Source organism: Curtobacterium sp. BH-2-1-1 (assembly GCF_001806325.1).
Taxonomy (GTDB): domain Bacteria; phylum Actinomycetota; class Actinomycetes; order Actinomycetales; family Microbacteriaceae; genus Curtobacterium.
Map to the genome: position 1 here is coordinate 363,307 of NZ_CP017580.1, position 12,414 is coordinate 375,720.

The window sequence follows — 12,414 nt, forward strand, 5'->3', positions numbered from 1 at the left end:
GTGTCGGTCAGGGAGCGCCGACGGGCTGCTGCACGGGCGCGGACACCGGGGCGGGTGCACGGACCACGACGGTGCCGAAGACACGGCCGACGGCGTAGCCGAACACGGTCGAGACCGCCGAGGTCACGATCGCCAGGGCACGGAGGCCCCCACCGCGACCGAGGGCCCCGAGCTCGCGGAGCACCGCGCCGGGCAGGACCCGGGTGAGGTACGTCGACTCGCTCGAGAGCGAGTCGCGGGCACCGACCCGGCGGCTCAGCACGGCCTTCGAGATGCCCTCGTAGTAGCTCCGGCGCCGCAGGTACCGCATCGTGACGCGGTCCGGGGAGACCCGGTGCGAGACGTTCGAGCGCGGCTCGAAGCGGATGCGGGCGCCGGGACGGATCCGGGCGATGCGGATGCAGAGCTCGGTCTCCTCGCACCCCAGCGGGTGGTTGCCGACGCGACCGATGCCGGAGCGGAAGCCGCCGGCGGCGAGCACGACGTCACGGTGGAAGGCCATGCTCGACCCGATGACGTTGCGGACGTCCGCGGACGTGGTGGGGAGGCCGGTGTAGCTGCACCCGACGATCCAGAGCAACTCGTCCGGGTAGGGCCCGGCGCCGGTCGCGGTCGGCCACGACGGGGTCGCCCGGCCGCCGACACCGACGACGTCGGGCAGCTCGAGCGCCTCGACGAGGTGCATCAGCCAGTCCGGGTCGGCCGTCGCGTCGTCGTCCAGGAAGGCGACGACGTCGGCCTCGGTGAGTGCGACGCCGGTGTTGCGCGCACCCGAGAGGCCGCGGTCCTCGGCGTTCTCGACGACGCGGAGCTCCGGCCAGCGGGCGGCCGCACGGCGGAACAGCTCCGGCTCGTGGTCGATGACGACGATCACCTCGGTCGCGTCGGGCTGGCGCTTCGCCGACTCGACCGCGTCCTGCAGGTCACCCCAGCGCTGCTGCGTGTAGGCGCAGATGACGACGGCGACCGTCGCGACGCTCACGCCGCTTCCTCGTCCATCGCCGGCACGGCGGCCGGGACCACGAGGCCCGAGACCGGGGTCGGCATGAGGCGCATGCGGGCCTTGGCCTCGCGGGCACGACGACGCTCGTGCATGATCGACTTCAGGACACGGATGCCGTCGCTGACCGCGTTGAGGTTGCTGGTGCCGTGCACGCGGAGCTTCTCGTGGCTCGGCACCTCGGTGATCGCGAACTCCGCGGCGGACCAGCGGCAGGTCAGGATCGTCTCGATCTCGAAGCCGTCACCCCAGCGCATCGAGCCGTCGGTCGGCTGCGGGAGCGTCGACGACAGGAGCCCGATCGTCGGCAGCGTGTCCGCCCAGAAGGCGTTGTAGCCGTAGCAGAGGTCGGTGTACCGCGCACGGAGCAGCACGTTGGAGATCATGTTGAGCCCCTTGTTGCCGAGGCCGCGGATGATCGTGATGTCGTCGCTGCCGCCACCGGGTGCGTAGCGGGAGCCCTTCGCGACGTCGGCACCGTCGACGAGCGCCTGCACGAAGCGCGGGATCTCGGCGGCGTCGGCGGAGCAGTCGGCGTCGAACATGACGACGACGTCGCCGGTCACGGCCTCGAAGCCGCAGGCGAGCGCGTTGCCCTTGCCCTTGCGGGTCTGCTGCACGACCTTGATCGTCGGCATGAGGCGCTGCGCCGTCGCGATGGTGTCGTCCACCGAGTTGCCGTCGACGAGGATCACCTCGTAGACGGGCGGGAGCTGCGGGAGGATGATCTCGAGGTTGCGGGCCTCGTTCCTCGCGGGGATGACGACCGAGACGCGGGGGTCTCGGGGTCGGACGGTGCTGGCGGACATGGTGCTCCTGTCGGGTTCAGGCTGCATGCGGGAGTGGTCGAGGGAGGACCCGGCGCTGGGTGGGCGTCGGAACGGGGGTACACCGTTCCCTGGGCTTGGACCAACCATCGTCCGGCGGACGGGGCTGGTCAATGCGGGTGGGCACTGGTTGCGGACCCCCGAGTGCGGATACGGAAACCCGCAAGCCGCGGCCGGGTGGCGTGTCGGCACGCACGAGGGCCCTGGAGGCGCGGGACAGGCCCGCCACGCGCCTCCAGGGCCCTCGCTGGTCACGTCAGGGACGCGACTCGTGCGTCGTGAAGGCGGCGCGCAACGCGGTCGCCAGCTCGGCGACGTGCGGCTCGCGGAGGAGCGAGCTGTGCTCGCTCTCGATGCGCACCGTGGTGGTCGCACCGCGGAGCACGTCGTTCCAGCCGTCCACGTCGGGGTTGCCGTCGGCGAGCACGAACGTCGCCGTGCCGTCGTAGGGCGAGGGCGTGTGCCGCCGCGTCACGATCGTGGCCTGGTCGAAGAGGGCGTCGAAGTCCTTCTGCCCGCCGTAGCGGAGGACGCCGGCACCGTAGGCGCGGACGCGCTTGGCGAACTCCTCGCCCACCGGCACGCCGGCGGGCAGGATGCGCTTCGCCGCCCGGTCGAGCCCGCGCTTGAGTGCTCGGAGCGCCGGGTTGCGCACCGGGCTCTCCGCCATCCGGCCGAAGTGCAGCTGCGCCTGCTCGGTGCTGCTGCGCGGCAGGTAGCTGTCCAGGATCGCGACGTGCTCGACCCGCTCGCCGCCCTCGGTGAGGAGCTTCGCCACCTCGAGGGCGACGAGGCCGCCGAGGGAGTGCCCGACGAGCAGGTACGGGCCGCGGGGCTGGACGATGCGCATGAGCTCGACGGTGCGCCGCGCGGTGCGCTGGATGCTCCAGTCCGGGATCGCCCGTCGCTCGAGACCGTGCTGCTGGAAGGCGTACACGTCGTGCTCGGGCAGGTAGCGGGACAGCGGCAGGAACGTCAGGCCGAGGGCTCCGGCCCCGCTGAGGCAGAACACGGGCGGGCGCCCGGGGACGCGGGCCTCGGAGACCTTCACGACGTCGGGGTGGCTCGGCAGGGACTTCGCCCCCGAGCGCACCCGTCGGGCGAAGGCGCGCAGGGTGGGCTGTTCGAGGAGCTCCGACGCACGGAGGTCGACGCCGAGCCGGGCCTGCACGATCGCGAGCATCTCCTCGGCGGAGAGCGAGTCGCCGCCGAGCGCGGTGAAGTCCTCGTCGAGGTGCACGCCGCGGAGTCCGAGCACCTCGGCCCAGATCTGCCCGACGACGAGCTCCCACTGGTCGTACTCGCCCTCGACCATCTCGACCTCGAGCGACGGCGCACCGGGCAGCTTCGCCCGGTCGACCTTGCCGCGTTCGTTGCGCGGCAGTTCGGGCATCGGGACGATCGCCGCCGGCACCATGTACTCGGGCAGCGTCGCCCGCAGGGCGCGGCGCAGGGCCGCCGGCGCCGGGGTGCGGCGACCGGGACGGCCGACGACGTAGGCGACGAGGCGCGTGACGGCGGGCGGGTCGACGAGGGCGGTGACCACGACGTCGTGGACGTCCTCGACGGCACGGAGTGCCGCCTCGACCTCGCTCGGCTCGACGAGGTACCCGCGGACCTTCACGGCGTCGTCGTCGCGGCCGAGCAGGACCAGGCAGCCGTCCTCCTCGACGCGGGCGAGGTCACCCTGGCGCCACAGCGGGGTGCCGTCCTCGTCGACGGAGAGGTGCTCGCTCGTCTTCTCGGGCGCGCCCCAGTAGCCGGCGGTCATGCCGTCCCCGATGACCACGAGCTGGCCGGTCTCCCCCGTCGCGGCGGCGGTGCCGTCCTCGCGGAGGACCCGGGCGGTCTTGCCCGGCGGCACGTACCCGGCCGGCACGACGCCGTTCGGGACGGCGTCGTCCGGACCGACCGGGAAGTACGAGACCGCCCCCATCTCGCTCGACCCGAACCCGTTCCAGAGGACCGTGCGGGCGCCGAGGACCGGGCGTGCGGCGTGCACGTCGGTGCCGGTGATCGGCTCGCCGACCGTCATGACGAGTCGGAGTCCGGCGAGCGCGGGGTGCAGGTCCGTGCCGCGGTCGCGCACGGTGGAGACGACCGACCGGAGCAGGTGCGGCGTGCAGACCACGGCGGTGACGTGCTCGGCGGCCATGCCCTCGAGCAGTCGCTCGGTCCCGAGGTCGCGTGCGTCGAGCAGGACCGCGGCGGCCCCGCTCAGCATGCTGTCGAGCGTGGTGAGGATGCCGGCGGCGAAGGACAGCGGCAGCACGACGCCCACGAGGTCGCCGGGCCGGTAGTCGGCGCTCCAGGCACTCTGCTCGGTGTTCCGGAGGAGCTGTCGGTGCGTCATCGCGACGCCCTTCGGCAGGCCCGTGGAGCCCGAGGTGAACACGATCGCGGCGGGGTCGGTGCCACCGGGGCGGGAGGTCGCTGCGGGTTCAGTTCCGGTCGCGGTGCCGGCGGCGGTCGCGCTGCCGGTCGCGGCCTGCTCGGTGCTCGTCGCGATGAGGGCGTCGAGGTCGTGCACGGTGCCGTCCGGGCCGAGGACCGCGGCGGCGAGGTCCGCACGGGTGTCGTCGGCGAGCACCTCGGCGATCCCCGCGAGCGTGACGACGTGCTGCAGGCGTGCCTCGGGCAGGTGGTCGTCGAGCACGACGATCGTCCGCCCGGCGGCGATCAGCGCGAGCATGCCCACCACGGTCTCGGTCGTGTGCCCGGCCATGATCCCCACCGGGACCGACGCGCCGGTGCGTTCGGGTCCGACGCCGGCGCCGGTGCGGTCGTCGGGCCGGAGGACCTCGGTGAGCCGTGCAGCGAGCGCCCGGACCGTCCGGTCCGTCTCGGCGAACGTGCGGGCGGTCCCGGCACCGGCGAGCGCCGGGGACTCGGGGAACGCTGCGACGACGCGCGTCCACCGGTCGAGGACCGAGTGGTCGTCGGATGCCGGGACGGCCGGTTCGACCGTCCGGTGACGCGCTGTCGGGTGTGTCGGACGCATTGCTTCTCCCCTGGGTCGTGCGGGCCGGTGGTGCGCTGCTGGTGCTTGGAGGACGGTAAGCCGACCCGACGCCCCGGATCGAGGGGCCGAGGACCGCCGTGCGGGGAACCTGCGGTTTGGCGCATCCTCGCGATCCGCCGTGGATCCCCGGTGACGGACCTATCGGTTCGCTGTGCGCTCGCGGGCGCGGACGGTGCGGCGGGACCGCCCGTAGCGGAGCACACCACGCCCGACGGCCAGGAGCTCGACCCAGCGCATCCGTCCGACCTCGCGGAGGAACGCGGCGTCGTCGAGCGGCGCGTCCGCGGTACCGACGGCGACCGGTGCCGCTGCCGGGGTGACGGCCGGCTCGGCGGCGGTGCCCGAGACGAGGTGGCGCACGGCCCGCGGGGCGCGCTGCAGCGCCATCCCGAGCGTGCGGGGGTGCAGGGCGATCTTCGTGAGCCAGGCCCCGAGTCCGGTGCCGTAGCCCTCTGCCTGCTTCCGGAGCGCCGGGAGGTCCGCACGGTGCCGGTGCCAGACCAGCGCCGCGGGTTCGACGACGAGCGCGGCGCCCGAGAGCACGACGCGCGAGAACATGTCGATGTCCTCGCCGCCGCCGGTGACCGTGCCGACGCCGAGTGCCTCGTCGAAGCCGCCGAGGTCGGTGATCGCCGACCGCCGCATCGCGAAGTTCGCACCCGTGCCGTAGTCACCGACCGCGAACGGGAAGAGCGGCCGGTCGACGGGCGGTGCCGAGAGGCGGTGCACGCGCGGCACGAGGTTGCGCGACCAGGTCACCCGTTCGTCGAAGTACCGCTGCGTGGGGGTGCGGAGCTCACCGCTGGCGACGAGTCCGCTGACGCAGACGACGTCGTCCCCGCGGGAGAACCCCGAGGCGACGGCACGGAGCCACGCCCGGTCGACCACGACGTCGTCGTCCGTGAAGGCGACGATCTCGTGCCGCGCGGCCAGGACGCCGGCGTTGCGTGCACTCGAGAGGCCCGGGACGGGTTCGCGGACGTACCGCACGCGGTCGTCGTCGAGGGCCTCGACGAGTTCGCGCGTCGACTCGTCGGAGGGCGCGTTGTCGACGATGACGACCTCGAAGTCGGGGTGGTCCAGGGCGAGCAGCGAGTCGAGGGCGGCGCCGAGCTGGTCGGCGCGGTCACGGGTGCACAGGACGACGGACGTGCTCGGCAGGCGCACCGGGATCGGCGGCTGCGGGACGGCGGGCAGGGCGGCGACGGCGGCCCGGAGCGCAGCGACCTCGACCGTCTCGTCGGACACCGGCAGGTCGACGAACCCGAGGGGGGCCACGCCGTCGCGGACGAGGAGCCTGGCCGACCGGTGACCGGCGGCGTCGTGCAGCCCCACCGTGCCCGCGTCGTCCCCGGGGACCTCGGCGAGGTCGACGGCACCGACCCACACGGCACCGCCCCAGGTGGGGTCGACGGCGCTCGACATCGGGCGGGCGAGCTCGACGCGGGGCGGGAGCGAGCGCTGGATGGTGTCGGTCATGGGAGAGCCTGTCTCGTGTCGGGGGACGTGCGCGGTCGCAGCCGGCCGTCCCACCGTCGCTGCGGGGACGGCGGGGGTCAACGAGCAGGCGGAACCGTGCGGTTTCTCCTCGCACGACGGCCGCTACGCGTGCGTGATCCCGCAATGCCGCAGGCCCTCCGCACTTCCCGGCGACCGCTCTCCCGTGCGCCCTCGGCCCCCGGTTACCGTCGTGACACCCGCAGGCCGCCGCCAGTCGCCGGCCCAGACCCGAAGGGACGCTCGATGCGTCAGTCGATCGCGGTGGTCGAGCAGTGACCGCCACCACGACCCCCACCAGGATGTCGCTCCGCCACGGAACCCGCGTGCTGCCGACCTCACCGGTGCCGTCCCTCGTCGCCGCGGGACTCGGTTTCGCCGGAGCCGCCCTCATCGCGGCCGACGCGTCCGGTCCGCTCCGCACGGCCGTCGTGCTCGTCGCGCTGTTGGTCGTCCCGGGTCTGCCGGTGGTCCGGCTGCTCGGGCTCCGCGAGCCGATCGGGCGCGCCGGACTCGTCGTCGCGTCCAGTGCCGCGATCGACGCGGTCCTCGGGCTCGCGATGGTCTGGACGGGGCAGTGGGTCCCGCTGCCCGCCGCCGGGCTCCTCCTGCTCGTCGCCGGGTGGGTGTCGCTCGGCCAGGGCGTCCAGACCGCACGCACCGCGCCCAGGTCGGCCCGCACGCGGTCGGCCCTGCCGACCGCGGTCCTGGTCCGCACCGTCGCCGCGTCGGGCGTCCTCGTCACCGGAGCCGCGCTCTGGGCGGTGGGTGTCGCGCAGACGGACTCGACCGGACTGGGCGAGTGGGGCCTCCTGGCTGCACTGCCCGCCCTCTGGTGGGCCGGCGCCGCACTCGTGTTCGTCGTCGCCCTGGTGACACTCGTCGACCGTCGCCACCACGTGGTGGTCCGCGCGGTGTCCTCCGGCGTCCTCCTGCTCGTCATGTACGGCACCTCGAACCTGATCGCCGCCGAGCCCCGACCGCCGTGGGTGTTCAAGCACATCGCGGTGACCGCGTACATCCTGCAGCACGGCGCCGTCGACCCGTCGATCGACATCTACAACCGCTGGCCCGGGTTCTTCAGCTTCAGCGCGTTCCTCGGCGCCGCCACCGGCACGCTCGACGCGGCGGACCCGGTGCGCTGGACGGAACTCGCGTTCGCCCTCGCCGACGGGGCGCTCGTCCTCGGGATCGCACGGGCACTCGGTGCGAACGGCCGCTGGGCGTACGTCGCCGCGGTCCTGTTCAGCGCCGCGAACTGGGTCGGGCAGGACTACTACTCCCCGCAGGCGTTCGCGTTCTTCCTGTTCCTCGCGGCGGTCCTCGTCGCGCTGACCGTCCTCCGTGGCAAGCCCAACGTGATCGGGCGGCGGAGCGCGACGCTGACCGGCCGGCTGCTCCGTGCACGCCGCTCCCCCGTGGCCGAGGCGGTCGCCACGCCGACGCGGGCCGCCGTGGTCGCGGCGGTGGCGCTCGTCGTCGTCCTGCAGTTCGTCATCACGGCGTCGCACCAGCTGACCCCGTTCGTGGTCGTCGCCGCGTTCGTGCCGCTCCTCGTGCTCGGCTTCCTCCGCCCCTGGTGGCTCGCCGTCCCGCTGACGCTGCTCCCCCTGCTCTACCTCGTGCCGAACCTCGACTACATCCAGGAGAAGTTCGGTCTCACCACCGGCTTCGACCCGGTGAGCAACGTCACCGCCGCGTCGACGTCGATCGCCATCCCGTCGATCGCGACGACCCTGCAGTCCCGCGCGGTCCTCGGGATCACGGCACTCGTCGCCGTGTGCGCCGTCATCGGACTCGTCCGGATGGTCCGCGGTGGGCACGCCCGACGCGCCCTCGTGGTGCTCTGGCTGGCGGCCTGCCCGATCGTGCTCGTGCTCGGGCAGAGCTACGGCGGCGAGGCGAAGTTCCGCGTCGTCCTGTTCTCCGCACCGTTCCTGGCGATCGCAGCCGTCCACGCCTTCCACGGCCGCCGGCTCCGGATCGCCGCCACGGCCCTGGTGCTGACCGTGACCACCGCGCTGTTCCTCGGCGCCACGTTCCAGACCGAGCAGGCGAACCAGACCGCACCGGCCGACGTGGCCGCGGCGAAGTGGCTCGACGGCCGGTTCCAGGCGGACGACACCCTCACGACCGTCGGCAGCTTCCCGTCGATCATCGGCGGGAACTACGAGAACTTCCTCCGCCACTGGGGCCAGGTCGACTCGCTGCAGAGCGAGGCCGCGTGGTTCCCGAAGGGCATGACGGCCGACGACCTCTCCGGTGTCCTGCAGGACCGCGACCAGGGCGGACACTCCTGGCTCGTGTTCTCGGCGGCGCAGCGAGCCGACGCCGTCACCCGCGGGACGCTCACCGGCGCGCAGATCGACGCCATCGAGCGGTCCGTGGCCGACGAGGGCACCCTCCGCTACGACCGCGACGGAGTCCGGATCTACGAGGTGCGCGATGCAGCATGAGCCGGGGGCACGTCACCGGATGACCACCCGGCGGTCCTTCCTGCGCCGCGGTGTGACGATCGCCGGCATCGCGGGGGTCGCCGTGGTCGCCGGCACCACGGCCGTCGTGCTGCCCACGCGTGCCGGTGACGGGGTCGCCCGCGCCGAACGCATGCCCACCGGGGCGCTCGAGTCCGAGGGGACGCGGTGGGTCCCCTACCTCGCGCAGGACTTCGACCTCGACGCCGCGCTCGGCGAACTCCTCGCGGTGTACCCGCGGATGGCGGAGTACAGCGGGATGCGGGACACGTCGGGCAAGGGGCTCTACTCCCCCGACCAGGTGGTGTCGGTGCATGACTCGGTGCTCGACTTCCACCTCCGCAGCAACGGGTCCCAGCCCCTCGTGGCGACGGTCCTCCCCGCCGGCTACCGGGCGTACACGCACCAGCGCGTCTCGATCCGGTACCGCGCCGACGAGGTCCCCGGCTACAAGTTCGTCATGATCCTCTGGCCGCTGTCCGGCGACTGGAACGAGGGCGAGATCGACTGGCCCGAGGGTGACCTCACCGGCGACGTCCGCCCGGTGTCGGCGATCCCGGGCAGCTACGACCCCACGACCGAGGCGATGACGTTCCTGCCCGAGGACCCGACGGTGGTGTCCGGCGGGCAGACCGACTGGCACGTCGCGACCGTGGAGTGGACCGCCGACGCGGTGCGCTTCTACTGGGACGACGAGCTGCTCGAGACGGTCACGGGCGCGGTGCCCACGACGCCGATGCGCGTGACGCTGCAGGCGGAGACGATCATCCACGACGCCGAGGTGCCGGCCGACGCATCCGGGCACGTGCTCGTGGACTGGGTGGTCGCGTACCGGAAGAGCAGGGTGCAGTCCTGACCTGATCGGCCGCCCTGGTGTGTCGGTTCGTCGCCTGGCCTGTCACGCGGCTTCTGCGCCGGAAACGGAACAAGCCCCCGGGAGATCCCGGGGGCTTGTTCTACGAGTGCTGGGGTACCTGGACTCGAACCAAGAACGACGGTACCAGAAACCGCTGTGTTGCCAATTACACCATACCCCAAAGGCCCGGAGGCCTTCGGTCCCGGTTGCCCGGGGCACGATCAACTACTGTACAGCATCCCGGAGGTCCGTGAGACCACCGACGAGATCCCGGTGCACCGCGGCGGCCGTGACCGCCCCGTGGCCGGCCGCCACGATCAGCTGTTCCGGTCCGGGTGGCGTCACGTCGCCCACGGCGTACAGCCCGGGCACGCTCGTCCGTCCGGAGCGGTCGACCACGACGAGCCCCTCGGCATCGCGGCGGAGGTCCGCGTCGACCCAGTCCAGGTCGGCGTGCCACCGGGGCCGGACGAACCCGCCCGTCCGCGGCTCCACGTGCCCGTCTGCGAGGCGGACGCCGGTCATCCCGGAGCGGTCCCCCTCGAGGTCCGCCACGGCCCGCTCGTCGACGCGCACGCCCGCTGCGGCCAGGCGGGCACGGCCGGCGTCGTCGAGCGGCGCGATGCCGTTCGTGTACACGATGAGGTCGTCCGCCCACGCCGCGAGCAGCAGGGCGCGGTCGACGACGTCGTCCGTCTCGCAGAGGAACGCCAACGGCTCGCCGGCCTTCTCGTAGGCATCGCACTCGACGCAGCTGTGCACCGCGGTGCCGTAGAACGCGCGGAGCATCGGAAGCGCCGGGAACTCCTCGCGCAGGCCCGTCGCGAGCACGACGGCACGGGCCGTCGCCTCGACCTCGGTGCCGCGCCAGGCACCGTGCACGAGCCACCGGTCGCCCTCCGGCGAGATCCGGTCCACGACCGTCTGCACGACCGTGGCCTCGGCGTAGGCCTCGACCTCTGCGCGCCCGAGCTTCCGGAGCTCGAGGGGTGAGACACCGTCGCGCGTCAGGAACCCGTGCGACCGCAGCGTGGCAGCGTTCCGGGGGCGGTTGGCGTCCACGAGGAGCACGGTGCGCTTCGCACGGACGAGGTTGAGGGCGGCGCTGAGCCCGGCCGGGCCGGCACCGACGACGACGACGTCGACCGTCAGCCGCTCGGCTGCGTCAGCCTGCCGTTCGGCCACGTCAGCGGTCCGCGAGGCGACGCAGGCGCGTGACGGTGGACTCCTTGCCCAGGATCTCCATCGACTCGAACAGCGGCGGGCTGATCCGTCGACCGGACACCGCGACGCGCAGCGGACCGAACGCCACACGGGGCTTCAGGCCGAGACCGTCGATGAGCGCCGCACGGAGCGCACCCTCGATCGAGGCCGTCGTCCAGTCGTCGAGCGGCTCCAGCGCGGCGATGCTCGCGCGGAGCACGTCACCGGCATCGGCCTTGAGGGTCCCCAGGGCGTCCTCGTCGATCTCGAGCGCGTCGTCCGACGTGAAGAGGAACGCCAGGAGCCCCGGTGCCTCGCCGAGGAGCTGCATGCGCTCCTGGACGAGCGGCGCCGCCTTCGTGAGGACCTCGAGCTGCTCCGGCGTCACCGGATCCGACACGATGCCCGACAGGTACGGCAGCAGCCGCCCGCGGAAGTCGTCGGCGTCCAGCAGGCGGATGTGGTCGCCGTTGATCGCCTCGGCCTTCTTGTGGTCGAAGCGCGCGGGGTTCGGGTTGACGTCGGAGACCTCGAACGCCCGGACCATCTCGTCGACCGTGAACACGTCGCGGTCCGGACCGATCGACCACCCGAGCAGCGCGAGGTAGTTGACGAGCCCCTCGGGGATCATCCCGGCGGCGCGGTGGTGGAACAGGTTCGACTCGGGGTCGCGCTTCGAGAGCTTCTTGTTACCCTCCCCCATGACGTACGGCAGGTGCCCGAACACCGGGATGAACTCGGCGAGACCGACCTCGTACAGGGCCTCGTACAGGGCGATCTGGCGCGGCGTCGACGACAGGAGGTCCTCGCCGCGGAGCACGTGCGTCACGCCCATCAGCGCGTCGTCCACCGGGTTGGTGAAGGTGTACAGCGGCTTACCGTTCGGCCGGACGACCACGAAGTCCGGGAAAGTGCCCTGCTTGAAGGTGATCTCACCGCGCACGAGGTCCTCGAAGCTCAGGTCGCGGTCGGGCACGCGCAGCCGCAGTGCCGGCTCACGCCCCTGGTCACGGAAGGCCTGGCGCTCGGCGTCGGTGAGGTCGCGCTCGTGGTTGTCGTAGCCCTGCTTCGGGTCACGCCCGGCGGCCTTGTTGCGGGCCTCCATCTCCTCGGGGGTGACGAAGGACTCGTAGACGTGTCCGGAGGCCTTGAGCTTCGCGATGACGTCCTCGTAGACGTCCGTCCGCTCGGACTGCCGGTACGGACCGTGCGGGCCGCCGGCCTCGACGCCCTCGTCCCAGTCGAGCCGGAGCCAGCGCAGTGCCTCGAGGATCTGCTGGTACGACTCCTCGCTGTCACGGGCGGCGTCGGTGTCCTCGATGCGGAACACGAGCTTGCCGCCGGTGTGCCGCGCGTACGCCCAGTTGAACAGCGCAGTACGGATCAGTCCGACGTGCGGCGTCCCCGTCGGGCTCGGGCAGAAGCGGACACGGACATCGGAACCGGAAGCGGTGGTGAATGGCGCAGTCATGACACGACGATCCTACCGGCCGGCACCGACCGCCACGAGAGGCTGTGGAGGACCCGCAAACGCA

8 protein-coding genes and 1 tRNA gene are annotated in these 12,414 nt (G+C 72.7%); 2 read left to right on the top strand and 7 right to left on the bottom strand.

What is annotated here, in order from left to right; all coding sequences use genetic code 11:
- Nucleotides 1-7: 7 nt before the first annotated feature.
- The 4 genes from BJK06_RS01630 to BJK06_RS01645 all read right to left on the bottom strand — a co-directional run bounded on the left by BJK06_RS01630 (nt 8) and on the right by BJK06_RS01645 (nt 6,328).
- Nucleotides 8-982 carry a glycosyltransferase family 2 protein gene (locus tag BJK06_RS01630; RefSeq protein WP_070416441.1) on the bottom strand — a complete coding sequence of 325 codons (975 nt, stop codon included), beginning with the start codon at nt 980-982 and terminating at the stop codon, nt 8-10.
- Complete coding sequence (locus BJK06_RS01635) at nt 979-1,809, bottom strand: glycosyltransferase family 2 protein (protein ID WP_083294974.1); 831 nt, start codon at nt 1,807-1,809, stop codon at nt 979-981. Before BJK06_RS01635 ends, BJK06_RS01630 begins: the two co-directional genes overlap by 4 nt.
- 274 nt (nt 1,810-2,083) lie before the next feature.
- Nucleotides 2,084-4,828: an alpha/beta fold hydrolase gene (locus BJK06_RS01640; RefSeq protein WP_070416442.1), complete on the bottom strand. Its 2,745-nt coding sequence runs from the start codon at nt 4,826-4,828 to the stop codon at nt 2,084-2,086.
- A gap of 159 nt (nt 4,829-4,987) precedes the next feature.
- On the bottom strand, nt 4,988-6,328 hold the full coding sequence (locus BJK06_RS01645; protein ID WP_070416443.1) for a glycosyltransferase family 2 protein: 1,341 nt from the start codon (nt 6,326-6,328) through the stop codon (nt 4,988-4,990).
- A 293-nt stretch (nt 6,329-6,621) separates the two neighbouring features.
- Here BJK06_RS01645 and BJK06_RS01650 point away from each other — a divergent pair, with 293 nt between their 5' ends.
- Nucleotides 6,622-8,802, top strand: a complete 2,181-nt coding sequence (locus tag BJK06_RS01650; protein WP_156794729.1) for a hypothetical protein — start codon at nt 6,622-6,624, stop codon at nt 8,800-8,802.
- Entirely contained in the window at nt 8,792-9,676 is an 885-nt protein-coding gene (locus BJK06_RS01655; RefSeq protein ID WP_083294975.1) for a glycoside hydrolase family 16 protein, read from the top strand. The genes BJK06_RS01650 and BJK06_RS01655 overlap by 11 nt, the downstream gene beginning before the upstream one ends.
- Before the next feature lie 109 nt (nt 9,677-9,785).
- Here BJK06_RS01655 and BJK06_RS01660 read toward each other — a convergent pair.
- The 3 genes from BJK06_RS01660 to gltX all read right to left on the bottom strand — a co-directional run bounded on the left by BJK06_RS01660 (nt 9,786) and on the right by gltX (nt 12,350).
- Nucleotides 9,786-9,857, bottom strand: a tRNA-Gln gene (locus BJK06_RS01660).
- Between the two features lie 44 nt (nt 9,858-9,901).
- Nucleotides 9,902-10,861 carry an NAD(P)/FAD-dependent oxidoreductase gene (locus BJK06_RS01665; protein ID WP_070416446.1) on the bottom strand — a complete coding sequence of 320 codons (960 nt, stop codon included), beginning with the start codon at nt 10,859-10,861 and terminating at the stop codon, nt 9,902-9,904.
- A 1-nt stretch (nt 10,862) separates the two neighbouring features.
- Nucleotides 10,863-12,350, bottom strand: coding sequence for a glutamate--tRNA ligase (gltX, locus tag BJK06_RS01670; RefSeq protein WP_070416447.1), 1,488 nt, complete (start codon nt 12,348-12,350; stop codon nt 10,863-10,865).
- Between the last annotated feature and the right edge of the window lie 64 nt (nt 12,351-12,414).